This is a genomic window from Sphingomonas ginsengisoli An et al. 2013, from assembly GCF_009363895.1.
GTDB lineage: Bacteria > Pseudomonadota > Alphaproteobacteria > Sphingomonadales > Sphingomonadaceae > Sphingomicrobium > Sphingomicrobium ginsengisoli.
In genome coordinates, this window is record NZ_CP045434.1 from 52,201 (window position 1) to 74,290 (window position 22,090).

Annotated in this window: 25 protein-coding genes; 13 read left to right on the plus strand and 12 right to left on the minus strand. The window is 66.6% G+C overall.

All coding sequences use genetic code 11. The features are described 5' to 3' along the window. The first annotated feature begins 91 nt into the window (after window positions 1-91). A complete protein-coding gene (locus GCU42_RS00250) occupies window positions 92-706 on the plus strand; it encodes a LuxR C-terminal-related transcriptional regulator (protein WP_205215021.1) in 615 nt (204 codons plus the stop codon). A gap of 164 nt (window positions 707-870) precedes the next feature. Here GCU42_RS00250 and GCU42_RS00255 read toward each other — a convergent pair whose 3' ends face one another. From GCU42_RS00255 to GCU42_RS00265, 3 genes are read right to left on the minus strand one after another with little or no spacing between them, the layout of a single operon-like run. Next, the gene (locus GCU42_RS00255) at window positions 871-2,049 is read right to left on the minus strand and encodes a CCA tRNA nucleotidyltransferase (protein WP_114228857.1); all 1,179 of its coding nucleotides are present in this window, start codon (window positions 2,047-2,049) and stop codon (window positions 871-873) included. Further along, window positions 2,040-2,624 carry a CoA pyrophosphatase gene (locus GCU42_RS00260; protein ID WP_114228858.1) on the minus strand — a complete coding sequence of 195 codons (585 nt, stop codon included), beginning with the start codon at window positions 2,622-2,624 and terminating at the stop codon, window positions 2,040-2,042. The genes GCU42_RS00255 and GCU42_RS00260 overlap by 10 nt, the downstream gene beginning before the upstream one ends. After that, the gene (locus GCU42_RS00265) at window positions 2,621-3,175 is read right to left on the minus strand and encodes a DUF1285 domain-containing protein (protein WP_114228859.1); all 555 of its coding nucleotides are present in this window, start codon (window positions 3,173-3,175) and stop codon (window positions 2,621-2,623) included. Before GCU42_RS00265 ends, GCU42_RS00260 begins: the two co-directional genes overlap by 4 nt. A gap of 115 nt (window positions 3,176-3,290) precedes the next feature. On the opposite strand from GCU42_RS00265, the gene GCU42_RS00270 reads away from it, so the two are divergent. From GCU42_RS00270 to GCU42_RS00295, 6 genes are all read left to right on the plus strand, one after another. Beyond that, window positions 3,291-3,965 (plus strand): SDR family oxidoreductase, encoded by a 675-nt coding sequence (locus tag GCU42_RS00270; RefSeq protein WP_240309555.1) that lies wholly within the window; start codon window positions 3,291-3,293, stop codon window positions 3,963-3,965. A gap of 17 nt (window positions 3,966-3,982) precedes the next feature. Further along, a complete protein-coding gene (locus GCU42_RS00275) occupies window positions 3,983-4,408 on the plus strand; it encodes a dihydroneopterin aldolase (protein WP_240309556.1) in 426 nt (141 codons plus the stop codon). A 189-nt stretch (window positions 4,409-4,597) separates the two neighbouring features. Further along, window positions 4,598-5,272, plus strand: a complete 675-nt coding sequence (locus tag GCU42_RS00280) for a TonB family protein (RefSeq protein ID WP_114228861.1) — start codon at window positions 4,598-4,600, stop codon at window positions 5,270-5,272. Window positions 5,273-5,320: 48 nt separating this feature from the next. Further along, window positions 5,321-6,208 (plus strand): MotA/TolQ/ExbB proton channel family protein, encoded by an 888-nt coding sequence (locus tag GCU42_RS00285; RefSeq protein WP_114228862.1) that lies wholly within the window; start codon window positions 5,321-5,323, stop codon window positions 6,206-6,208. 76 nt (window positions 6,209-6,284) lie between these two features. Beyond that, window positions 6,285-6,773 carry an ExbD/TolR family protein gene (locus tag GCU42_RS00290; protein WP_114228863.1) on the plus strand — a complete coding sequence of 163 codons (489 nt, stop codon included), beginning with the start codon at window positions 6,285-6,287 and terminating at the stop codon, window positions 6,771-6,773. Between the two features lie 59 nt (window positions 6,774-6,832). Beyond that, window positions 6,833-7,255, plus strand: a complete 423-nt coding sequence (locus tag GCU42_RS00295; protein ID WP_114228893.1) for an ExbD/TolR family protein — start codon at window positions 6,833-6,835, stop codon at window positions 7,253-7,255. A 293-nt stretch (window positions 7,256-7,548) separates the two neighbouring features. On the opposite strand, the gene GCU42_RS00300 is transcribed toward GCU42_RS00295, so the two are convergent. Continuing rightward, window positions 7,549-8,784 carry a polyhydroxyalkanoate depolymerase gene (locus tag GCU42_RS00300; protein WP_114228894.1) on the minus strand — a complete coding sequence of 412 codons (1,236 nt, stop codon included), beginning with the start codon at window positions 8,782-8,784 and terminating at the stop codon, window positions 7,549-7,551. A gap of 151 nt (window positions 8,785-8,935) precedes the next feature. On the opposite strand from GCU42_RS00300, the gene GCU42_RS00305 reads away from it, so the two are divergent. Continuing rightward, complete coding sequence (locus GCU42_RS00305; protein WP_114228864.1) at window positions 8,936-10,747, plus strand: ABC transporter transmembrane domain-containing protein; 1,812 nt, start codon at window positions 8,936-8,938, stop codon at window positions 10,745-10,747. A 4-nt stretch (window positions 10,748-10,751) separates the two neighbouring features. Beyond that, window positions 10,752-11,123 carry a tRNA-binding protein gene (locus GCU42_RS00310; protein WP_114228865.1) on the plus strand — a complete coding sequence of 124 codons (372 nt, stop codon included), beginning with the start codon at window positions 10,752-10,754 and terminating at the stop codon, window positions 11,121-11,123. A gap of 6 nt (window positions 11,124-11,129) precedes the next feature. Here the strand turns inward: GCU42_RS00310 and GCU42_RS00315 are convergent, their stop codons facing one another. The 4 genes from GCU42_RS00315 to GCU42_RS00330 all read right to left on the minus strand — a co-directional run bounded on the left by GCU42_RS00315 (window position 11,130) and on the right by GCU42_RS00330 (window position 12,957). Further along, window positions 11,130-11,636 (minus strand): hypothetical protein, encoded by a 507-nt coding sequence (locus GCU42_RS00315; RefSeq protein WP_240309557.1) that lies wholly within the window; start codon window positions 11,634-11,636, stop codon window positions 11,130-11,132. Then, window positions 11,633-11,902 carry a hypothetical protein gene (locus GCU42_RS00320; RefSeq protein WP_114228866.1) on the minus strand — a complete coding sequence of 90 codons (270 nt, stop codon included), beginning with the start codon at window positions 11,900-11,902 and terminating at the stop codon, window positions 11,633-11,635. Before GCU42_RS00320 ends, GCU42_RS00315 begins: the two co-directional genes overlap by 4 nt. A gap of 128 nt (window positions 11,903-12,030) precedes the next feature. After that, window positions 12,031-12,450 (minus strand): ExbD/TolR family protein, encoded by a 420-nt coding sequence (locus tag GCU42_RS00325; RefSeq protein WP_114228896.1) that lies wholly within the window; start codon window positions 12,448-12,450, stop codon window positions 12,031-12,033. An 87-nt stretch (window positions 12,451-12,537) separates the two neighbouring features. Then, window positions 12,538-12,957: a hypothetical protein gene (locus tag GCU42_RS00330; protein ID WP_114228867.1), complete on the minus strand. Its 420-nt coding sequence runs from the start codon at window positions 12,955-12,957 to the stop codon at window positions 12,538-12,540. Between the two features lie 50 nt (window positions 12,958-13,007). Here GCU42_RS00330 and GCU42_RS00335 point away from each other — a divergent pair, with 50 nt between their 5' ends. After that, a complete protein-coding gene (locus GCU42_RS00335; RefSeq protein ID WP_168713089.1) occupies window positions 13,008-13,274 on the plus strand; it encodes a hypothetical protein in 267 nt (88 codons plus the stop codon). Window positions 13,275-13,578: 304 nt separating this feature from the next. Here the strand turns inward: GCU42_RS00335 and GCU42_RS00340 are convergent, their stop codons facing one another. From GCU42_RS00340 to GCU42_RS00350, 3 genes are all read right to left on the minus strand, one after another. Beyond that, the gene (locus GCU42_RS00340) at window positions 13,579-14,973 is read right to left on the minus strand and encodes an MFS transporter (protein WP_240309558.1); all 1,395 of its coding nucleotides are present in this window, start codon (window positions 14,971-14,973) and stop codon (window positions 13,579-13,581) included. 36 nt (window positions 14,974-15,009) lie between these two features. Continuing rightward, entirely contained in the window at window positions 15,010-15,642 is a 633-nt protein-coding gene (locus GCU42_RS00345; RefSeq protein WP_114228869.1) for a DUF4126 domain-containing protein, read from the minus strand. A gap of 147 nt (window positions 15,643-15,789) precedes the next feature. Further along, on the minus strand, window positions 15,790-16,977 hold the full coding sequence (locus GCU42_RS00350; protein WP_114228870.1) for an acetyl-CoA C-acyltransferase: 1,188 nt from the start codon (window positions 16,975-16,977) through the stop codon (window positions 15,790-15,792). Between the two features lie 154 nt (window positions 16,978-17,131). Between GCU42_RS00350 and GCU42_RS00355 the strand changes: the two genes are divergently transcribed. After that, the gene (locus tag GCU42_RS00355; protein WP_114228871.1) at window positions 17,132-18,169 is read left to right on the plus strand and encodes a DUF2167 domain-containing protein; all 1,038 of its coding nucleotides are present in this window, start codon (window positions 17,132-17,134) and stop codon (window positions 18,167-18,169) included. A 1-nt stretch (window position 18,170) separates the two neighbouring features. Then, the gene (locus GCU42_RS00360; protein ID WP_114228872.1) at window positions 18,171-18,560 is read left to right on the plus strand and encodes a hypothetical protein; all 390 of its coding nucleotides are present in this window, start codon (window positions 18,171-18,173) and stop codon (window positions 18,558-18,560) included. A gap of 9 nt (window positions 18,561-18,569) precedes the next feature. Here GCU42_RS00360 and GCU42_RS00365 read toward each other — a convergent pair whose 3' ends face one another. After that, entirely contained in the window at window positions 18,570-19,025 is a 456-nt protein-coding gene (locus GCU42_RS00365) for a MaoC family dehydratase (RefSeq protein ID WP_114228873.1), read from the minus strand. A gap of 277 nt (window positions 19,026-19,302) precedes the next feature. Here GCU42_RS00365 and GCU42_RS00370 point away from each other — a divergent pair, with 277 nt between their 5' ends. Next, window positions 19,303-21,465, plus strand: coding sequence for a beta strand repeat-containing protein (locus tag GCU42_RS00370; RefSeq protein ID WP_152569401.1), 2,163 nt, complete (start codon window positions 19,303-19,305; stop codon window positions 21,463-21,465). The last annotated feature ends 625 nt before the right edge of the window (window positions 21,466-22,090 follow it).

The following is a 22,090-nucleotide window of genomic DNA, read 5'->3' on the forward strand; positions in this document are numbered from 1 at the left end:
CCGCCGGCGAAAAGGGTGTTCGAACCCCTCTCGCCTGCTGTCGGCGGGGATGTTACGACGCTCATCGCAGGGAAGAGAGGGCTGATCTTGCGTGCTTGACGATCGTGCCGAACTGCGGCTGCTCGACTGCGTCGGGCTGAGCCCCATTCCCTACGTCGTGAGCAATCCGCGGCTGCCCGACAATCCACTGGTGGTCGCCAACGAAGCCTTCTGCGCGCTGACCGGCTATGCTGAAGCTGAAGTGGTCGGTCGCAACTGCCGCTTTCTCGCGGGCGCTGGAACCGAGCCGTGGCTCTCCGACCGGATCCGCGACGGGGTCCGGTCGCGCCGCCCGGTGCTGGTCGACATCCTCAACTATCGCAAGGACGGCTCGCCCTTCCGCAATGCCGTGCTGGTCACTCCGCTGTTCGGCGAGGACGGCGCGCTTGAATGGTTTCTCGGCAGTCAGGTCGAACTTCCCGACGGCCATTCGGCGGCGGTCTTCACCGGTCGGCGCGAGAAGGCCGTCCTGGCGGTCAAGGGCCTGCCCAACCGGCAGCGCCAAGTGCTCGAGCTGATCGCCAAGGGTCTGCTCAACAAGCAGATTGCGTGGGAACTCGGGATAAGCGAGAAAACGGTCAAGATGCACCGCGCGCTGTTGATGGAGCGGCTCGGCGTGCCGACCTCGGCCGACCTCATCCGCCTCGCGGTGGAGGCCGGGCTCTAGGCGCGTACGGTCCGACAGCCGTATCGTTCGCACGCCTCCAAAAGCGTAGCTCTTCGCTTCGGACTCATCTTTCCTGTTTGCGTTCGAACCTGCTGCGTTCCCCTTGCAGCGACAACTTTGGTGGCCGGCCAGCCCCGGCCATCCGATCCGTCCCGCGTCCCTGCTCAGCGGGCGGAGTTGAGCGCCTCGTCCACTAGTTGGGCGAGGCGTTCTTCGTTGGGAAAGTCCTCCTCGACCCAGCGCCGTTCGATCTGCCGCAAGGTGGTGGCGACGATCGGGCCCGGCTTGAGCCCGCGCCGGATAAGCTCGCCTCCGCCGAGCGGCAACCGCGGGACGGTGAAGGGCGCAAGGTCAGTGACCTCCAGCGCCCGGCCGGCAAGCAGCAGCCGATCCTCCGCGCCCTCCTTACCGATCGCATAGGCGAGCGCGCGCGGGTTGCCATCGAGGTCGGCGTCGGCGGCGAGCGCCAGTCGCTTGCGCAGCCGATTGGACAGCTTGAGCCGCGCCGCCACCTTTTCGGCGGTCAGCGGTTCCGGCGGCAACAATGCGGCAAGCCGCCGGGCGGCGTCGGGCACGACTGCCGCCGCTTGCTCGGTCGCCACCAGTCGCTCGAGCCGGTCACAGCCGTTCGCGCCGATCTCGGGCAGTACCGGCGCCATTATCCCATTTCCAACCATCAGCCGCAGCGTCGGCACGGGGTCGGGCAACGCCAATAGCTTGAGCAATTCGTCAGCGATCCGCTCGCGGGACAAGGCCATCAGGTCGTTGGCGCGCGCGACGCAGGCGGCGAGGCTCGCCGGATCGAGCTCGCGGCGACCGAAGCGGGCCTGGAAGCGGAAAAAGCGGAGGATGCGCAGGTGATCCTCGGCGATGCGAGTCAGCGGCTCGCCGATAAACCGGACGAGCCCGGCGCCAAGATCTTCGCGACCCCCGAAATAGTCGGTCAGCTCTCCGGTTTCGGGATTCCAGTAGAGCGCGTTGATCGTGAAGTCGCGGCGCTCGGCATCGGCGCGCCAGTCGTCGGTGAAAGCGACGGTGGCGCGGCGGCCGTCAGTTCTGACGTCGGCGCGCAGCGTGGTGATCTCGACATGGCCATCGACCAGCGCGGTGACGGTGCCATGCTCGATCCCGGTTGGGACGGTGCGGATCCCGGCCGCACCGCAGCGGCGCATCACTTCATAAGGGCTGAGCGTGGTCGCAAGATCGATGTCGACCGCCGACAGTCCGAGCAACGTGTCGCGGACCGCGCCGCCAACGAAGCGAGCGGTGCCGCTGCCAAGCGCATCGAGCAGCGTCGTCAACCCCGGTCGCTCGCGCAGGGGTGTCAACGCGCTCAACTCCATTGGAGGCGCCGGCTGAGGTTGACGAGCATCGCTGCGGTAGCGCCCCAGATGCGGCGATTATTCCAATCGATCTGATAATAAGTGCGCATGCGGCCCTGGAACTCGGCGGTGACCGCGCGCTGATTGGCGGGATCGAGCAGGAAGGCAAGCGGGGCCTCGAACAGGTCGGCGACTTCGCGCTCGTGCGGGACCAGCGGGAGGTCGGGCGGGACCGACCCCAGCACTGGAACGACCGAGAAATTGGTGACGGTGCGATAAGGGTCCGCGCTGCCCCACAATTCGACGAGGCTGGGGTCGAGGCCGACTTCCTCCTCCGCTTCGCGCAATGCGGCTGCTGCGGCATGGGCATCGTCCGCGTCGACCCGCCCGCCGGGGAAAGCGACTTGCCCGGCATGGGTGCGCAGGTCGTCGCGGCGGACGGTGAGGATCACGCCCGGCTCGGCGCGGCGGGTGATTGCTACCAGTACCGCGGCCGGCACCGCGGCGCCGCCTGCGCCTTCGAGCAGGTCGCCCGGCAACAGGTTGGCCGGCGCGGGCAGGCTTAGCGCGGCGCGTAGCCGCTCGGCGAGGGTCATGCCTCGAGCGCGAAAAAGGCGCCGTCGCTCCAGAAGCCGGGCGGGTCCGCGGCTTCTGCGAGCGCCACTTCGGCCAGCTCGTAATAGACGGGCCTGGCGAGCGCCGCCTCGAGCCCGCCGCGAACGGCCACCAGCGGGACGCCATCGCCGTCGATCCGGAGCGGGTGGTCTGGCCCCAGGATCACCGCATCGCCACTGTCGAGAAGTAACGCCACGCGCCGCGTGCGGCCGCTTCCCTCGCTGGTCATGGCGATGGCGGTGAAGGCGGCCAGTTCGACCGCGATGGTCAGCCGCTCGCCCGGGGTGACCAGCACGTGGCTGCCATCGGGCTCACGGCGCAGGATGCGGGCGAGCTGGCGGATCAGCGCCGGCCGGCGAATCTCGACGCCCTGATGATACCAGCGCCCGTCGCGTGCGATCCGCATTTCGCTGTCGCCGCAATGCGCCGGGTTCCAGCGCTCGACCGGCGCATGGGTGCGGTCCGCGACATCCCCGGCGATGGCGGCGATGCTGCGGCCGGCGAAGTCGATCGGGGCAAGGGTCTCGGGCATTGGGTTGCATGTAGGCGGCCAGGCCCGGTTGCGCGAGGGCAAGCCGGGTCGGTAAGGACCGGCGATGGCCACTCCCCTCGCAATCGTCACTGGCGGCGGCAAACGCGTTGGTGCGGTGTTGGTCGAGCGCCTGCTCGCCGCTAACTGGGCCGTGTTGGCGCATGTCCATGAGGTGGGCGACCCGGTGCCCGCCGGCGCGCAGTCGGTCGTCGCCAACCTTCGGGACGCCGATTGCGGGAAACGCATTCTCGCCGCCTGCGCCGAGCCGCCGCGACTTCTGGTCAACTGCGCCGCGCGATTCGCGCCCGATGATCTGCCCGGGTTCGATCCGCAGGAATTCGCGGCGCATATGGCGATCAACGTTGCCGCGCCGGCGCTGTTGACCAAGGCGTTCGCCGCCGCCGCGGGTTCCGGGAGCGGCGACCGGCTGGTGGTCAACATCCTCGATGCCAAGCTCCGGGCACCCAACCCCGACTTTCTCAGCTACACGTTGAGCAAGGCCGCACTGGCGGCACTGACCGAATTGTCGGCCCGCGCACTGGCCGGGCAGGGGGTGAGGGTCAATGGAATTGCCCCCGCGCTGATGCTCCGTTCGGGCGAGCAAAGCGACGCCAACTTTGAGCGGATGCACCGTCACAACCCGCTTGGTCGCGGGATCGATCCGGAGCATGTCTGGCAGGCGCTTCGCTTTCTGCTGGACTCGCCTGTCGTCACCGGCGAGGTGCTCACCCTCGACGCCGGGCAACGGTTCATGAACCTGCCGCGCGACGTGCAGTTTCTCGACGATTAGAACGAAAGAAAAGCGTGGTGAGCGACCTCCGCCCCTTCATCCCACGGCTCGACGGAATGGTGCCCGAATCGCTCGCGGTCAAAAGCGCCAGGATCCACCTCGATTCGCTCGAAGTGCAGGCCGACATTGGCTTCCACGACTTCGAGATCGGCGCTCCGCAGCGGCTGCTGATCAGCGTCGAAGTATGGTTGAGCGAGCCGCTCCCGACCGACGATCGCGCCGAGAGCGCATGGAACTACGATCACCTTAAGCGGGAGGTCGAGCGGATTGCGGGCGCGCGCCGCTTCAACCTGCAGGAAACATTATTGGCGGAAATCTACGAGTGGATTGCTGCGCGGGACGGGGTGAGGGCGCTGCGGGTAGGCAGCTACAAGCCCGACGTGTACCCGAGTGCCCGTGGAGTCGGTGTGGAGATCGCGTCGTTTGCCGGCGCTGTCCCCTGATGGTGCGTCCTGCCGGCCACGCGCAAGGAACATTATCATTGCGCCGCCATTATGGCCTTATTAAGGAAGCGCCCCGGCCTGCCGATGATATGTTGATACGTCGGTATGCCTCACCAGACGGAGCGGCGCGCAACATCGCCGTTCCGGGTGGCGAGGCATGGAAGCCCGCTTAAGGAGATTTGCGGCAGAATGTCTTACGCCAATCGCAAGCAGATGAGCGGAAATAGGACGGTCGCGATCGTGATCGTTGGCCTGCTTCACGTGCTTATCGGTTATGCCCTGATCACCGGGCTAGCTTACAACGTGATCAAGAAAGCCGCAGAGGATCTGAAGACGTTCGACGTCGAGGATAAGCCGCCGCCCCCGCCGGAAGAACCGCCGCCCCCGGAACAGAAGCAGGTGGAGACGCCGCCGCCGCCGGTGGTGTCGCCGCCGCCGCTGGTCCGCAGCAACGTGGTCACTCCGGTCATCCAGACCGCGCCTGTCGCGCCGCCGGTGGTGATCACCCCGACCGCGCGCCCGGCGCCGCCGGCGCCGCCGGCCCCGCCGCCGCCGCCGCGGGTCAACCAGCAGGCGATCGCCAAGGGTTCGATCATCGGCCTGTTCAACGATGACGACTATCCGCAGGACGCCATTCGTAACGAGCAGCAGGGCACGACCGCCGTGGCGCTGACGATCGGGACCGATGGCCGCGTGTCGGGCTGCAGCGTGACCAGTTCAAGCGGCTCGGCAAGCCTCGATTCGGCGGCCTGCCGGATCATCCGGGCGCGGGCTCGTTTCACCCCCGCCAAGGATCAGAACGGGAATTCGATCGAAGGGTCTTATTCCCAGCGCATCAGTTGGCGTTTGCCTGCCGGCGACTAAATTTTTCGACCTGATAACGTTCAAAGACTTAACTCAAGGAACCGCACTATGAGCTTCGTGACTGTGCTGACCGCCGCCGCCGCCGGAGCCCCGGCGCCCGCAGGCGACAACCCCTACGGCCTGTTCCAGGCGCTGAAGGAAGGCGGCGTCATCAGCTGGACCGTCTTCATCATCCTGGTGTCGTTCTCGGTTTTCTCCTTCTACATTCTGTTCACCAAGCTGTTCGAACAGCAGAAGATCATCAGCCAGGGTAAGAAGGTCCGTTCCAGCTTCTGGAACAGCGCCAACCTCCGCGAAGCCTCGGGCAAGCTCGACCAGCGCAGCGCTTATCGCGCGATCGTCGACGACGCGCTCGTCGCGCAGGACCAGCACGGCAAGCTGACCAACCCGATCGACCAGCACGACTGGATGGCCAATAGCCTCGCCCGTTCGCAGGGCTCGATCGGCGCCCGTCTCGGTGAGGGCCTCGCCTTCCTCGCGACCGTCGGTTCGACCGCGCCGTTCATCGGCCTGTTCGGCACCGTCATCGGCATCTACCGCGCGCTGATCAAGATCGGTGCGGCCGGTCAGGCTTCGATCGGCACCGTCGCCGGTCCGGTCGGTGAGGCGCTCATCATGACCGCGCTCGGCCTGGTCGTCGCGGTTCCGGCCGTGCTCGCCTACAACTGGCTGATCCGCCGCAACAAGTCGATCATGGAGGACCTCGCGGCCTTCACCAACGACCTGCACGGCTACATCATGTCGGAAGGCAAGGTTAAGCCGGCGATGATCGCCGGTGGCGCCGCTGCTGCCGGTTCGGCCACCGTCGCCCGCGGTTCGCAGACCCGCACTGCCGCTGCGCCGACCCCGGCCGGCACGCCGCCGCTGACCGCCGGTCAGACCTCGACCGGCCAGCAGGCCGGCGGCACCGGCACCACCACGGTGGATCGCCGCTAAGCACGCAGGAAGTCTCGGGACCGGCGGCGTGCCGCCGGTCCCACCTGATGCACGCTAAGAAGGAAGCCACACCCCCATGGCAATGACAGTCGGCAAGGAAGAGGGCGAAGACGTCCCCATGTCGGACATCAACACCACGCCGCTGGTCGACGTGATGCTGGTGCTCCTGATCATCTTCCTGATCGCCATCCCGGTGGTGGTCGAGACCGTTCCGCTGACCTTGCCCAAGGTCGCCTACATCCCGACCGAAACCAAGCCCGAGAACGTCTCGCTGTCCGTGCGCAACGAAAAGGACGGCAGCTGCGGCGTTTACTGGGGGATGAAGAAGGTCAACTCGCAGGAACTGCTCGACCTTTCGGTCAAGAAGCTCAAGGCGGCGGTCGATGCGGCCGGCGGACCTGACAACCTCAACGAAGACAACATGCCCGAGGCGCACATCCGCGCGGACATCAACACCCAGTATCGTTGCGTCGGTGGAGCGATCTTCACCATGCAGCGGGCCGGGTTCGCACGGGTCGGCTTCATCTCCGAACCGCCTCCGGGTTACAGCGCAGGCCGCCTGTAAGAGACTGCGGCTCGCCGCGCTTGAACAGGGCTTGATGAAAGGAACCGCCAGCCATGGCGATGCAAACGACCAGTAACAACGCCGAAGGCGAACCGATGATGGAGATCAATACGACTCCATTGATCGACGTCATGCTGGTTTTGATCATCATGCTGATCATCACCATCCCGATCCAGACTCACGCGGTGAAGCTGGACCTTCCGCAGAACAACAACTCGACCCCGCCGCCGATCGACCCGATCAAGAACAAGATCGTGGTTACGCCGGAGGGCGCCGTGCTGTGGAACGGGACGCCGGTTCAGCTGACCCAGCTGCGCCAGTATCTCGACATCACCCAGCAGATGAACCCGGAGCCTGAGCTCCACCTCCAGCCCGACCCGGCCGCCCGCTACGAGCTGGTCGACCAGGTGCTGGTGGTGACCAAGCAGGCCAAGGTCACCAAGATGGGCTTTGTCGGCAACGAGGCTTACGGCAGCTTCTAACCGGTAGCTTTAAGCAAGCACTTCACTCGGGACCCATCCCGATGAACCTAGGGGGCGGCATCGCAAGGTGCCGCCCCCTTTTTTTGATGCGCGGTCATGGGATCAGGCGGGGGTCGCGTCAGCGTTGCCGAGGTCGCTCAGGCAGCGTGCGCTGGCCGTCGATCAACGGCCGTGAGACGACGCCTGGGCCTAGCAATCAGGAGTGCCCGATCGATCGGGAGCAGTCTGGCGTGCCCCGCTCGCTACTCAAAACCTGGAGCCAACCCGGCGCGGCCGCGCCGGCCGCGGCCGACCTAGCTGTTGCGGGTGATGAATTCTTCGACCACCGGGGCGATGCGCTCGCGCCATTTGCGGCCGTTGAAGATGCCGTAGTGGCCGACGCCATCGGCCATCAGATACTGCTTCTTCGTCTCGGGCAGCGCGGTGGCGAGGGTCAGCGCGGCCTTGGTCTGGCCGAGCCCGCTGATGTCGTCGCGCTCGCCTTCGACCGCGAGCAAAGCGGTGCGGGTGATCGCGCCCGGATCGACCGGGCGGCCGCGATGCGTCATCTCGCCCTTGGGCAGCGCGTGCCGCTGGAAGACGACGTCGACGGTCTGCAGATAGAATTCGGCGGTCATGTCGCAGACCGAGCGATATTCGTCGTAGAAGGCGCGGGTGGCGTCGGCGCCTTCCTCGTCCCCGACCACCAGATGCTTGTACATCTCATAGTGGCTAAGGAGGTGGCTGCCGAGGTTCATGGTCATGAAACCGGCGAGCTGGAGGAAGCCCGGATAGACCTTGCGCCCGGCGCCCGGATAGATGCCGGGGACGGTGGCGATGACGTTCTGCTGGAACCAGGCGTGCGGGCGCTCGGTCGCCAGCGTGTTGACCGCGGTCGGCGCCTCGCGCGTGTCGATCGGCCCGCCCATCATGGTCAGTGATTTAGGCGAAGCGGGATCGCCGTCGGCGTTCATCAGCGCCACCGCGGCGAGCGCCGGGACCGACGGCTGGCACACCGCCAGCATGTGCGCGGCCTCGCCATCGTCGCGCTCGGCGATGACGCCGAGAAAGTCGACCAGATAGTCGATATAGTCGTCGAGATCGAACCGTCCCTTGGCGGTCGGCACCAGCTTGGCGTCCTGCCAGTCGGTGATGAAAACGTCGTGGCCGGGGAGCATCCGCTCGACCGTCCCGCGCAGCAGCGTGGCGTAGTGCCCCGACATCGGGGCAACGATCAGCAGCTTGGGCTGGCCAGCGGGCGCGCCGTCGCGGGCGAAATGCTTCAACTGGCCGAACGGGCGGCGCAGGACCACTTCCTCGCGCACCGGTACCGTCTTGCCGTCGACCACGGTCGTATGGAGGTCAAAGCAGGGCTTGCCGCGCGGCGCGGCGGCGTGGGCGAAGACGTCGAGGCTGGCGGCGATGTAGGGGCTCATGCCGGTGTAGCGCAGCGGGTTGGCGGCGCTGTTCAGCCAGCTGGCGGAAAGATCGGCCCAGCGGCTTGCCCCGGCAAGCCAGGAACGCTGCACTTCATACGCGTCGTAGAGCATCAGGTCTCGATCATCGTTATATTGGTTAAGCGGTGTGGCGGGGAAAAGGTTGCACTGCAACATCGTTCGTTGGGAAGGCGTCACCAACCGTGCCAGCGTGGATCGGTCGCCACGCTTTGTGAACGTGATTGCTCCTGCTAATCGCGCGCTCATGGCCACCGCCCCCACTGCGACCGCTCCCACCGGCGCCGACCCCAAGGACAAGCCCAGCCGCAACCTTGGCAACCTCCGACTGGTCTTCGCCGCCGCCGCCAAATATCCGGGGCACATCGCCGCCGCTTTATTTGCGCTGGTGGTGAGCTCGGGCGCGACGTTGGCGATCCCGTGGGGACTTCGCCGGGTCATCGACCGCGGCTTCGCGCACGGCTCGGCTGACAATGCCGCCGTGACCCATGCTTTTCAGCTCCTGCTCGCGACCGTCGTCTTGCTTGCGATTGCCACTGGCTGCCGTTTCTATTTCGTTTCGTGGCTGGGCGAGCGAACGGTCGCCGACCTTCGCCGCCAGGTCCAGCGCAACCTGCTCACGCTGCCGCCGAGATTCTTCGAAGAGAACCGCCCGTCGGAGATCGCCTCGCGCCTCACGGCTGACACGGCGATCCTCGAACAGGTCGTCGGCTCCTCGGTGTCGGTCGCGTTGCGCAATATCGTCACCGGGATCGGCGGCGTGATCTACTTGTTCGCGCTGAGCCCAAAGCTCGCCGGGCTGCTTCTGATTGGCATCCCGCTACTGTTCGGTCCGATCCTCCTGTTCGGTCGCAAGGTCCGCAAGCTGTCGCGCGATACCCAGGACCGGATCGCCGACGTCGGTGCCAACATCTCCGAGGTGCTCGGCGCGATGCGGATCGTGCAGGCATTTGGTCAGGAGGGGCGCGAGGAAACCCGTTTCGGCGGCACGGTCGAGCGCGCCTTCGGCACCGCGCTGCTGCGAATGCGGTTGCGGGCCGTCATGACCGTGGTGCTCATTTCGCTGCTGTTCGGCGCCATCGTGCTGGTGATCTGGGAAGGCGCCCTTGATGTCGGCGCCGGGCGCATGACGGGCGGCGCCATCGCCTCCTTCGTGTTTGTCGGGGTCCTGGTCGGCGGGGCCTTCGCCGCGCTGTCGGAGACCTATGGCGACCTGCTGCGCGGATCGGGCGCGGCGGGGCGGCTGGGCGAGTTGCTCGCGGCCAGGGCCGAGATCCGCGCGCCTGCGCAGCCGGTGGCGCTGCCCGAGCCGCCGCGCGGCAGCCTGACCTTCGAGGAGGTCGAATTCCGCTATCCGACGCGGCCCGACGACAAGGCGCTCCACGGCGTCAGTCTGGCGGTCGCGCCGGGCGAGACGGTGGCGGTGGTCGGACCCTCGGGCGCCGGCAAGTCGACGCTGTTCCAGCTCGCGTTGCGCTTCTACGATCCGCAGGACGGACGCGTGCTGGTCGACGGGGTCGATGTGCGCGACGCCGATCCGGGCGAGGTCCGGGCGCGGATTGCGCTGGTCCCGCAGGAGACGGTGATCTTCGCCGCCTCGGCCCGCGACAATCTGCGCTATGGCCGGTGGGACGCGAGCGAGGCCGAGATCGAGGACGCTGCCCGCGCCGCCAACGCCCACGATTTCCTTCTGGCGCTTCCGCAAGGCTACGACACCTTCCTCGGCGAGGGCGGGGCGCGGCTGTCGGGCGGGCAGCGCCAGCGGCTGGCGATCGCCCGCGCGCTGCTCCGCGACGCGCCGCTGTTGCTGCTCGACGAGGCGACCAGCGCACTCGACGCGGAGAGCGAGGCGGCGGTGCAGCAAGCGCTCGAGCGGCTGATGAGGACCCGCACCACGGTGGTCATCGCGCACCGCCTGGCCACCGTCCGCGCTGCCGACCGGATCGTGGTCATGGAAGGCGGGCGGATCGTCGAGCAGGGGACCCACGCCGAATTGAATAGCGGCGGCGGCCTCTATGCGCGGCTGTCGCGGCTCCAGTTCCAGGGCGAGGCGGCCTGAGGCGATGCACGTGACCCACGACACCCACGCCCCGGCGGCGCCCGTGATCACCTTCGACCAGTTTCTCGCGGTCGACATCCGGGTCGGGCGGATCGTCGCCGCCGAGCCGTTCCCGCAGGCGCGTAAGCCTGCGTACAAGCTGACAATCGACTTCGGTCCGACGATCGGCATCAAACGCTCCTCGGCGCAGATCACCGAGCATTATGTGCTCGACGAGTTGCCCGGCCGGCTGGTCGCGGGGGTGGTGAATTTCCCGCCGCGGCAGATCGGGCCGTTTATGAGCGAGGTGCTGACGCTCGGCTTTCCCGACGCCGCGGGCAAGGTGGTGCTGGTCAGCCCAAGCAAGGACGTTCCGGTGGGGGGACGACTGTTCTGAGGACGGTCAGCTCGGGCGGCAGGTCGGGATGCTGCCCGCGGTGGCGGGATAGACGGTCAGCCGACGCTTGCTCCAATAACTGAGGTCGAGCGCGACGAAGACCGGCGCGCCGCGACGCTGGTAGATCGCCTCGCCCTGCCAATGCTCGCCAGCCGGGGTCAGGCATTCGCTCCAGCCTTGGTCGCGCAGGGTGTCGACCGCGCCGACCAGCGCGCTCTGGTCGCTGTCATGCCACAAGGTCAGATGGTCGAAGCCGCCGCCGCCGTCGCTGCCGACGAGGTCGACCGCGGCGCTGAACGGCCCTTTCCCCGCGAACATCACGCCCTCTCGGCGGCAACGCATGTCGGTGGTGTCTGGACGGCAGGCGGTGAAGCCCAGCCGGCGGGCATCGGCGAGTGTGCCGCTGACGGGCAAGCCGGAGAAAGTGCGCGATGGCGGCGGCGCGCGCTCCCCGCCGCAAGAGGCCAGCGCGAGGAGGAGAGGGGCGAGGCAGGCGGCGCGCACCGAGCTCACTGCAGGTTTAGAGAGTGCAAAAGGACTTGCTCGTCGACGTAGCCAAGCCACTCATGGATCACCGAACAGTTACCCTCCTGAAGCAGGTCGGAACACGACATAATCTGCCCTTTTTCGCAAATGATCGACCGTTTCTGCTCGCTAACAGAATATCCGATGTAGAAATTTCCAAAGTTGTCCTCATCGAACCAATGATCGATCAATTGCTTCTCGGGGTCCCGTGAGATGGCGCGAACGATCGCCAGATATCCATCGAATTGTTTCAACGAGACGCTCCCAAACTTGCGCGGGTGCTGTCTTCTCTACCATCAAAGTTCGGCGACGTCCGCTGCGGGCCCCTCCACCACCGCCGTCGGCGGCGGTCCCCCCCCATTGCTTCGCAACGGGGAGGTTCTCAGAACCGCGCGTAGCTCTCGTTGCCGACGAAACCGAGGCGGGTCAGCTGGGCGCGGCGGGTCATGGCGAGGACTTCGTCGACCGGGCCGTAGGGTGCGGTGGCTTCGGGCTGGAGCTGCAGCTCTGGCTCGGGGTCGAGCTGGCCGGAGGCGGTCAGCAGTGCCTGCAGCTGCAGACGGTCGACCGCGCGGCCGTTGAACAACAGACCGCCGGTCGCCGACACCACCACCTTGTTCTTGAGCGGGTTGAGCTCCTCGGTGGGCGGGGTGCCGGTGGGTAGGTAAAGCTTCACCGCATGGGTCTGCTGCGGGATGGTGATGATCAGCATGACGAGGAGGACGAGCATCACATCGATCAGCGGAGTGGTGTTCATCTCCATCATCGGCGCGGCGTCGGGTGCGGTGCGGGTCAGGACCATGCTCATCATCGACCTCCATCTTGCGGGATGATGTAACGTCTCACGGCTCAGCGAGATCCGCAAGGGGTCGTCTTCCCTGACCATGACTTACTTTTTCGGCAGCGGGTTCTCGTGCTCGAGCAGGATGCGGAGCCCCGCAGGCTCGGCACGCAGGACGGCGGTATAAGCGAAGTCCATCGACCCCGCGCCCTGGGTCCAGCGAAAGCCGCCGGTAGCGAGGCACGCGCCCGGGCCGAGTTGTTCGACGCTCAGCGCCTGCCACGCAAAGGCGTCGGGTTTCTGCCATTCGGCGCCGGTATAGCGGCGGGCGATGGCGGCGGCGCTGTCGAAGCTCTTGGCTTCATAGCCCAGCGAATAGGCCCCGCCGGCGCTGTAGCGGCCGGCGATCGCCGCGCGATTGCCAGCCTGCAGATCGGCGGCGTAGCTGGCCATGAAAGCAGGCACGGCCGTGGCGCAATCCACATTGGTCGAAGAGGCGACGGCGGCGGCGAGCAGGCTCAGCAACATGCGATTCTCCCCATGATCGGCGGGGCGGAGTGTGGCCGCCAAGACGCGCCTTGGGCAAGCGCGCCATAACGGCGGTGCAACATCGGGAACAGATGTCGCCCGTCCGTCGTCCAACCTTCATGATGATGAGAAACACCTACAGCCGGCCGAGCGACGTCTCGTCCGAAGAAGGCCGGGTTCTCCTCGATGGACCCGACCATGTCAGCATCGCGCTCACGCCTGAGGCCGCGCTCGACCTGGCCGACCGCCTGACCGAGCATGCGGCGATCGCGGCGGGCAAGCGCCGCGAGGCGACGGTCGATCACCGGCCAAAATAGCCGCGGGGCTAACCGCTTGAAATTAAGGCGCGTCCGACCACATTCCTCCTATCGTCAACGAACGAAAGGAGGTGGTCAGATGTCTCATTGTCCCAAGTCGGTGAGCACTGCCTCCAACGAGGTATTCGCTTAACGGCTCGGCTCACCGAGCAAGACAATGGAACGGCCGCCGGGGCAGATGCTCCGGCGGCCGTTCTTATTTGTGTGACGAGTGCCGTCATGCCGGACTCGATCCGGCATCCCGCTTTTTTGGCTTTTGAGGAAAGAAGCGGGACCCCGGATCAAGTCCGGGGTGACGTGGCGACTACGCCTCGGCCTTTCCGCTGCTGCTGGCCACCGTGAACCAGCTTACCAGCCCCGCCAGCACGCACACTGCCGCGCTGACCAGCAGGGCGCCGTGGAAATGGCCGACCAGCGCCTCGCCCCCCGCGGCGAGCACCGCGCCGAGCAAAGCGGTGGCGATCAGGCCACCGGTTCGGGCGACTGCGCTGTTGAGGCCACTGGCTGTGCCGCTGTGCTTCTTGTCGACGGCCGAAAGGACGGTGCTGGTGAGCGGCGCGACCGCCAGCGCCATCCCGCTGGCCATCACCACGACAGCGGGGAAGACCTGCGCGAAATAGCTGCCGCCGGCCTCGATCCGCAGCCCGAGGAGGAGGCCGGCGGCGACCACCACCGGCCCGGCGGTCAGCGGCAGACGCCCGCCGATCCGCGCCGCCAGCCGTCCCATGATCGGCGACATCACCGCGATGATCACCGCCAGCGGGGTCAGCGCCAACCCGGCCTGAAGCGGTGAATAGCGTCCCGCCTCGATCAGCACGTAGGGGAGCAGCAGCATCACCGCGCCGAAGGCCCCGTAGAGCAAGAATGTCATCAAATCGGTGCCGACGAAGCAGCGGTTGCCGAACATGGCGAGCGGCATCATCGCCTTGTCGCCGCGCCGCCCCTCGAACCACAGGAAGGCGCCAAGCAGGGCGACGCCGGCAACCAGCAGGCCGACGATCAGCGGGGTGAAGCGGAGCTGCACCGACCACAGGGTCAGGCCGTAGGTGATCCCGAGGAGGCCGAGCGTGGCGAGCGCGGCACCGGGATAGTCGGTTCGCGCCGAGCCCTCGTTGCGGCTCTCTGCCGCGAACAAGGCGGCGAGCAGGATCGCACCACCGGCGAGCGGCAGGTTGATGTAGAAGATGCTTGGCCAGCCGACATGGTCGACCAGCCAGCCGCCGATCAGCGGGGCGATGGCGGCGGCGGCGGCGCCGACCGCGGCCCAGATCCCGATCGCCCGCCCGCGCTCCTCGCCGTCGAAGGTGGCGTTGAGCAACGCGAGGCTATTGGGGAGGAGCAAGGCCGCGCCGATGCCCTGGAGGACGCGGCCGGCGAGGAACCACTCGAGCCCGGGGGCTAGCGCACAAACCAGGGAGCTCAGCGCGAACATCGCGGTGCCGAAGATCAGCAGGCGCTTGCGACCGTAATGGTCGCCGAGCGCCCCGCCGAGCAGCAGCAGCGCGGACAGCGGCAACAGATAGGCGTTGACTACCCACTGCACCTCGCTCGCCCCCGCCTTGAAGCTGGCGCGGATGGCGGGAAGGGCGACGTTCAGGACCGAGCCTTCGACGAAGCTCAGCGACGAGGCGAGAATGCAGGCGAGCAGGGTCCAGCGCGGGTGCGCGGCGCGGCTGCCCGGCGCGGGGGCGTCAGGCACGCGCGGCGGCGATCGAGCGGTTGGCGGCGAGCATGGTCATGGCTTAGGTGGCCCAGTCTGCGCCCCGCGGGGTGCGCTTCGCGCCACCGGCGGGGGCAGCAGGCGGCGGACGAAGCGCCGCGCGGCGACCACCAGCCAGAGCGAGGCGAGCACGAGGATCAGCGCGACCAGCGCCGCGGCGATCGGATTGGCGATGGCAAGGCCCATCAGGCCGACGGTGGCGACGTCCTCGCCGGTGGAGACGGCGATGTTGCTGAACGGCTCGGGGCTGGCGTTGACGAGGGTCCGCGCACCCGCCTTGCCGGCATGGGCGACGAACGCCGCGCCGCTACCGAGCAGGAAGGCGGCGACCTGCCATTCGGGGCGGCTCGGATCGACGATCGCCAGGCTCAGCAAGGCCCCGCCGACCGGGCGGACGAGGGTGTGGATCGTGTCCCACACGCTGTCGACCCAGGCGATCTTGTCGGCGAAGAATTCGAACACCGCCGCAGCTCCCGACAGCACCAGCACCCAATTGTTGGCGAACACGTCGAGCGCGTGGAGCTGCGTCGGCAACGGCAGCCAGCCGAGCTTCATCGCTAGGCCAGTGAGGAAAGTGACAAGGTAGAGCCGCCAACCGGCCAGCAGGCTGGTCGAGGCGGCGAGGGCGAGGAGGTTCACGCCGGTCATGGGGTGCTGCTTACCACAAGCGGGGCGGCCGTCACGGGAGTAAATCCCGTGACGTCGATCGACACAGCTGCGCTGGCCGTCGGCCGGCCTTTCGCGTCTCTCGCTTAGTGACAGCGGCGCTGCGCGCCGGTGTCACTAAGCTCGGCGCTACAGGACCTCAAACAATCCCGCCGCGCCCATGCCGCCGCCGACGCACATCGTCACGACGACATATTGCGCGCCGCGGCGCTTGCCTTCGATCAGCGCGTGGCCGGTCATGCGGGCGCCGCTCATGCCGTAGGGGTGGCCGATCGAGATCGCGCCGCCGTTGACGTTGAGCAGCTCGTCGGGGATGCCGAGCTTGTCCTGGCAGTAGAGCACCTGGACGGCGAAGGCCTCGTTCAACTCCCACAGGCCGATGTCCTCGACCTTGAGGCCGAAGCGGTTGAGCAGCTTGGGCACCGCGAAGACCGGGCCGATGCCCATCTCGTCGGGCTCGGTCCCGGCGACCGCCATGCCGAGGTAGCGGCCGAGCGGCTCGAGGCCCTTCTTCTCGGCGCAGCTCGCATCCATGATGACGCAGGCCGAGGCGCCGTCGGAGAGCTGGCTGGCGTTGCCGGCGGTAATGATCTGCTCGGGGCCCATCACCGGCTGCAGCGACTTGAGGCCCTCGAGCGTGGTCTCGGGGCGGTTGCCCTCGTCCTTCGCCAACGTGACCTCCTGCATCGAGGTCTCGCCCGTTTCCTTGTTCTTGACCGCCATGCGCGCGGTGACGGGGACGATCTCGTCGTCGAACTTGCCCGCGGCCTGCGCGGCAGCGGTGCGCTGCTGGCTGCGCAGCGCATATTCGTCGCAGCGATCGCGGCTGACCGAGTAGCGCTTGCCGACCACCTCGGCGGTCTGGATCATCGGCATGTAGACCGCATTGTGCATCGCCAGCAGCTCGGGGTCCGGGCCGACCCGCATGTCGGGGGTCTGGACAAGGCTGATGCTCTCGACCCCGCCGGCGACGCAGACGTCCATGCGGTCGACGATGACCTGCTTGGCGGCGGTGGCGATGGCCATCAGGCCGCTGGCGCACTGGCGGTCGATCGACATGCCGGCGACCCCTACTCCGAGCCCGGCGCGCAGCGCGGCGGTGCGGCCGATGGTGGTCTGCACGCCCTGCTGGAGCGCGGCGCCGATCACGCAATCCTCGATCTCCTCCGGCGAGACGCCCGCACGCTCGACCGCGGCGCGGATCGCGTGGGCGGTCAGAGTCGGCGAGGGGGTCGCGTTGAATGCGCCGCGGTAGGCGCGGCCGATCGGGGTACGGGCGGTGGAGACGATGACGGCGTCGCGGGCGGCGGTGGGCATGGGTGGGTGCTCCTGAATGCTGTCATGCAGCTAAGTCAGAGCGAGCGGCACGACAAGCGGCACCGCACTTTCGTTGTCCAGACGCTTTGACAATTGCGCGAGTTTGTTATCCACTCGCAACGTTCGGCCATCGTTCGAACGGGGGGGACTAGTCATGCTTAGATGGATTGCGGCGCTTGCCGCGCTCGGCACCGCCATGCCTGCACTGGCCGGGGCGAACGCCTCCGAGCCGACCGCGCAGGAGAAAGCGGCCGCGGCCAGGTTCGAGCAATCGCTTCATCCGCAAAGTGGCAGCATCACGGTGCCCGGAGCGCAAGCGAGCCTCAACCTGGGCGATCGCTATGTCTTTTATGCGCCCGACGAAGCGCGGCGGATCATCGTCGACGCCTGGGGCAATCCCCCCGCCGCCGCGGACGGCATCCTCGGCCTGGTGATGCCCAAGGGCGGGCACGTCTTCGATAGCTGGGGCGCGGTGGTCGAATATGAAAACACCGGCCACGTCGACGATGCCGACGCGGCGAGCCAGGACTATGACAAGCTCCTCGCCGACCTCAAGCAGGCGTCCGAGGAGAACAATGCTGAGCGCAAGAAGGGCGGTTTCGCGCCGGCGCACCTGGTCGGCTGGGCACAGCAGCCGTCATATGACGCGGCAGGCAAGGCGCTGATCTGGGCTCGCGACATCCGCTTCGAGGACGTCAACGGCGACACGCTCAACTACGATGTGCGCAAGCTCGCCCGAACTGGCGTGCTGTCGCTCAACATGATCGCGGGCATGGACGACCTGCCCGCCATTCGCACCGCTGCGGTCGACCTCGGCAAGACGGTCAGCTTCGCACCGGGCGCGGCTTATGCGGACTTCAATCCTCAGACCGACGAGAAGGCCGACTTCGGTCTCGCCGGACTGGTCGCGGCGGGGGCCGGGCTGGCGGTTGCGAAGAAGGTCGGGCTGTTGGGCCTGCTATTCGTGTTCCTCAAGAAGGGCTTCGTGATCGTGGCCGTGGCGGTGGCGGCGCTGTGGCGCCGGATCAAGCGGTTCTTCGGGCGAGGAGACGACGAAGCGGAGGCCGGCGAATATGCCGCGACGCACGAGGCAGACCACGCGGTCCCGCAGGAGCCGCTAACCGACCCCGACCCCTATCTGGCCGGCGGGGCGGCGACGTCGCCCGACGCGCCATCCCCGGAGGCGCGCTAGCGTGGCGGCGAACTACCGGCCGCTGATGGACCTGGCCGACGATCTTGCCGGCTATCAGCGCTATTGCAGCACGGCCGACGATGCTGCCGCGCGCAAGATCGAGGGGCAGTTCAACGGTGAACGGCGCAAGCTCGTCTATGAACTCATCGGAAAAGGCGGCGTGCCGGTAGACGCGGTGCTGGCTTCGGTCGATCGCGACCTCGAGCGGATCGCCGCGACTGGCAACCACACAGCCTTCGCCATCGATCATGTACGCGAGCAAGTGCACCAGCACCTCGCCAAGCAGCTCGGCAGCTCACGCGCGATGCAATTGCTGACCCGCTGGGGCCCGCCCATCGGCGCCGGGATTGCGCTGATCGCCTATTTCTATCTGAAAACCTTGCCACGCTGAACGCCTGGCCTAGGCGAAGACCTGGCCGATCCAGGTCGCTTGGAGCGCGGGCTTGTCCTCGCCTTCGATCTCGACGGTGACGTCGTGGGCGAACTGAAACTGGCCCGGGCGCTTTTCCTCGATGCTGGCGAGGGTGAAGTGGCCACGGACCCGCTTGCCGGCGCGGACGGGGCTCAGGAAGCGGACCCGCTCGAAGCCATAGTTGACGCCCATCTTGGTCGTGTCGGGCACGAGCATCACGTCGGCCGCCATCCGGCTCAGTAAGGAGAGCGAGAGGAAGCCGTGGGCGATGGTCCCGCCGAACGGCGTCTGCGCGGCGAGCGCCTCGTCGACATGGATGAACTGATGATCCTCGGTCGCGTCGGCGAAGAGGTTGATGCGGTCCTGGCCGACCGTGATCCAGCCGGAGGCGCCGAGCGATTTTCCGACATGCTCGCGGATGGTGTCGAGGGAAGCGGTGGGCATGGACAAGGTGTAGCGGCTGAACGACGGACCGCAAGCGCGTACCTCCTGGCGTCGGGGCTGTGGCGCGAAGACTACAGTTGCCCTCTTACATCGTCCCGGCATCGGACAGGCCGGAACTCTTTACTACGCAAAGCTTTACCGCATTGAAGACCCGGGGAATATCTGGGGTCATTGGGGTTCTGTCACATTCATTTTCACCGCTGTTCGGTTGAATGAAGGCGAACGGGCGTCGCGAGCGGCGGCTACGTGCCGGCCACTCATGTCAAGGAGTTGAGTGATGTTTTTCAACGAGTTCGGCAACGAGTTGGCGGTTCAACCGGCGCGTGCCCCAGCGCTCGATGCCATTCCGCTGACCGTCGGCCTAGCTGGCGGCGGCTACGTGGTCGTCTGGCAGACCAGCGACGGTGACATCAAGAGCGACGTCACCGCTCGCGTGTATGACGCCTTCGGCAATCCGCAGGGCGCCGCTTTCACCGTCTTCAATGACTTCATTAATGTCGAATTTCCTCGCAACGTCGACGTCATCGCCTTGCCGAACGGCGGGTTTGCGGTGGCTAGCGTGCGCATTCTGTCGACCGATTCCGCGGGCAATTACGCGACCACTAGCGACATCGCCCTGCAGTATTTCACCTCAACCGGCGCAGCCTCCTCGGCGGTGATTTCGGCATCGACGACCGGTGGCAGCTCGTCGACTTACGTTTCGCAGCCCGAACTGACTCTGGCCGGCAATAAGCTGGTCGTGACGTGGGACGGCGGTGAGGGTCCGGGTTCGGCGCTTAATGCGCGCGAGTTCGACTTGAGCGGCAACGCCGCGACGGCAATCCTCACGCTCGATTCGTCGGCAAGCGGCGTCACTACGCAGTCGCCGGGCATCGCCGGTTTCGCCAACGGCGGCTTCCTAGAAGTCTGGCGAGTGGGCTCCTCGGAGAGCGCATCGGCCACCGGGTCGGGGGAGATTCGGGGGCAATTGTTCGCCGCGGACGGGACGGCGACGGGCGCCTCGTTCCAGATCAACACCAATTCCACCGGCATTCAGGGCATTCCGCACGTCAGCGTGCTCGACAATGGCAACGCGATCGTGACCTGGCTCGACTACAGTGGTGCGACCGTGCAGATTCACGGCCAGCTGCTATCGAGCACCGGCACGGCGATCGGCAACGAATTCACCCTGGCCGACACACATCAACCGTCCACCGCGACGGTTACCACGACGACGGGCACGGTCACCTACGTCAATGACACCAACATCAACGACTACGGCCTGACGGCGCTTCACGACGGCGGCTTCGCCATCTCCTTCCGCGGTGGCGCAGATCAGCACATCTACGTGCGCGAGTTCGGCACCAGCGGCACTGCGGTGCGCGCCGCCACCAGCATCAGCAACACCACCGGCAACTTCTCGAGCCTCCATGCGCTGGCCGGCGGCGGCTATGAGGTTGTGTGGAATGACAACGCCAACAACGTCGTCGCGCAGACGATTGCTGAGCACCGCTCGGCGGTCGCCAACGACTTCAACGGCGACGGCAAGAGCGACGTATTGTGGCGCAACGACGACGGCACGGTCACCAATTGGCTTGGCGAGGCGAATGGCAACTTTGCCGGCAATGCAGGCAATTCGTACAACAATCCCGGTCCCGGCTGGACCGTGGCCGGGACGGGTGACTTCAACGGCGACGGCCACGCCGACATTCTGTGGCGCAACACCAACGGTGACGTGACCAACTGGCTCGGCACGGCGACCGGCAATTTCACCGGGAACGCCGCCAACTCGTACAATAATCCGGGCGCCGGCTGGACCGTGGCCGGGATCGGCGACTTCAACGGCGACGGCCACGCCGACATCCTGTGGCGCAACACCAACGGTGACGTGACCAACTGGCTCGGCACGGCGAACGGGAATTTCGCGGGCAATGCGGGGAACTCGTACAATAATCCCGGCGCCGGCTGGACCGTGGTCGGAACCGGCGACTTCAACGGCGATGGCCGCGACGACGTCCTGTGGCGCAACGCCAACGGCGACGTCACCGACTGGCTTGGCACGACGACCGGCAATTTTGCCGGCAATGCCGCCAACTCGTACAATAATCCGGGCGCGGGCTGGACCGTCGTCGGGATTGGTGACTTCAATGGCGATGGCCGCGACGACATCCTGTGGCGCAACACCAACGGCGACATAACCAACTGGCTCGGCACGGCGAATGGCAACTTCGCCGGGAATGCCGCCAACTCGTACAACAATCCGGGCGCCGGCTGGACTGTCGTCGGGACCGGCGACTACAACGGCGATGGTCGTGACGACGTCCTGTGGCGCAACACCAACGGTGACGTGACCGACTGGCTCGGCCAGGCCAACGGCAACTATATCGGCAACGCCGCCAACTCGTACAACAACCTGGGGCTCAACTGGCACGTCCAGCCCGATCATTCCCTGTTCTTCTAGGGACGAGGGGCGTTTCGCGACGGATGCCCGGGTCTCATGTTGCTCGAAGTCTGCGCGCAGACGACCACTGCCGCGTAGACTGAGGGACACTGGTTCGGTCTCAACTCCGACGGGTCGCGCGCCGACGGGACGTTCAGCACCAGCGGTAAACCGACCTGCGCATTGACGACCAACTTCGACGTTGCCTGCACCGGAGGCTTCAGCGGCGACCGCCGCGCCAACCTGCTGTTTACGCGACAGCAACGGTCAGGTGAACGAATGGCTCGGTCAGCCCAACGTGTCAGTCGCCTGCAACGAACCGGCCATCCACAGCCTCGACGCCATCGTTTCAGGTTTAGCCACCGCACCGCTTCTTATGAGCGCGAACGTTCTGAAAGATGCGAAACTGATCTTGAATTTGTGTCGAGGCCTAATGTCCGCTTTGAGATCGATGATGCCATTACCGTCACCGGTGCTGACTACAACGTTGCGAGAGCCGTCGCTAAGGGCATCATGGCCTTATCCGCCATCGATGCAGGCGTTAGGACACCGTTGCCGTCCGCCCCAACTGATGGTGTCGTCGCAATAGCAGCGGTCAGCGTATCGGCGCGGCTACGCCGGAGAGGTAAAGGGAGCGGCGGCAAAC

What these genes read in the sequence shown, in the direction of transcription:
- GCU42_RS00255 (WP_114228857.1), bottom strand. Translation starts at nt 2,049, where the DNA reads ATGGAGTTGAGCGCGTTGACACCCCTGCGCGAGCGACCGGGGTTGACG.
- GCU42_RS00260 (WP_114228858.1), bottom strand. Translation starts at nt 2,624, where the DNA reads ATGACCCTCGCCGAGCGGCTACGCGCCGCGCTAAGCCTGCCCGCGCCG.
- GCU42_RS00265 (WP_114228859.1), bottom strand. Translation starts at nt 3,175, where the DNA reads ATGCCCGAGACCCTTGCCCCGATCGACTTCGCCGGCCGCAGCATCGCC.
- GCU42_RS00280 (WP_114228861.1), top strand. Translation starts at nt 4,598, where the DNA reads ATGTCTTACGCCAATCGCAAGCAGATGAGCGGAAATAGGACGGTCGCG.
- GCU42_RS00285 (WP_114228862.1), top strand. Translation starts at nt 5,321, where the DNA reads ATGAGCTTCGTGACTGTGCTGACCGCCGCCGCCGCCGGAGCCCCGGCG.
- GCU42_RS00290 (WP_114228863.1), top strand. Translation starts at nt 6,285, where the DNA reads ATGGCAATGACAGTCGGCAAGGAAGAGGGCGAAGACGTCCCCATGTCG.
- GCU42_RS00295 (WP_114228893.1), top strand. Translation starts at nt 6,833, where the DNA reads ATGCAAACGACCAGTAACAACGCCGAAGGCGAACCGATGATGGAGATC.
- GCU42_RS00300 (WP_114228894.1), bottom strand. Translation starts at nt 8,784, where the DNA reads ATGCTCTACGACGCGTATGAAGTGCAGCGTTCCTGGCTTGCCGGGGCA.
- GCU42_RS00305 (WP_114228864.1), top strand. Translation starts at nt 8,936, where the DNA reads ATGGCCACCGCCCCCACTGCGACCGCTCCCACCGGCGCCGACCCCAAG.
- GCU42_RS00310 (WP_114228865.1), top strand. Translation starts at nt 10,752, where the DNA reads ATGCACGTGACCCACGACACCCACGCCCCGGCGGCGCCCGTGATCACC.
- GCU42_RS00325 (WP_114228896.1), bottom strand. Translation starts at nt 12,450, where the DNA reads ATGGTCCTGACCCGCACCGCACCCGACGCCGCGCCGATGATGGAGATG.
- GCU42_RS00330 (WP_114228867.1), bottom strand. Translation starts at nt 12,957, where the DNA reads ATGTTGCTGAGCCTGCTCGCCGCCGCCGTCGCCTCTTCGACCAATGTG.
- GCU42_RS00345 (WP_114228869.1), bottom strand. Translation starts at nt 15,642, where the DNA reads ATGACCGGCGTGAACCTCCTCGCCCTCGCCGCCTCGACCAGCCTGCTG.
- GCU42_RS00350 (WP_114228870.1), bottom strand. Translation starts at nt 16,977, where the DNA reads ATGCCCACCGCCGCCCGCGACGCCGTCATCGTCTCCACCGCCCGTACC.
- GCU42_RS00355 (WP_114228871.1), top strand. Translation starts at nt 17,132, where the DNA reads ATGCTTAGATGGATTGCGGCGCTTGCCGCGCTCGGCACCGCCATGCCT.
- GCU42_RS00365 (WP_114228873.1), bottom strand. Translation starts at nt 19,025, where the DNA reads ATGCCCACCGCTTCCCTCGACACCATCCGCGAGCATGTCGGAAAATCG.
- GCU42_RS00370 (WP_152569401.1), top strand. Translation starts at nt 19,303, where the DNA reads ATGTTTTTCAACGAGTTCGGCAACGAGTTGGCGGTTCAACCGGCGCGT.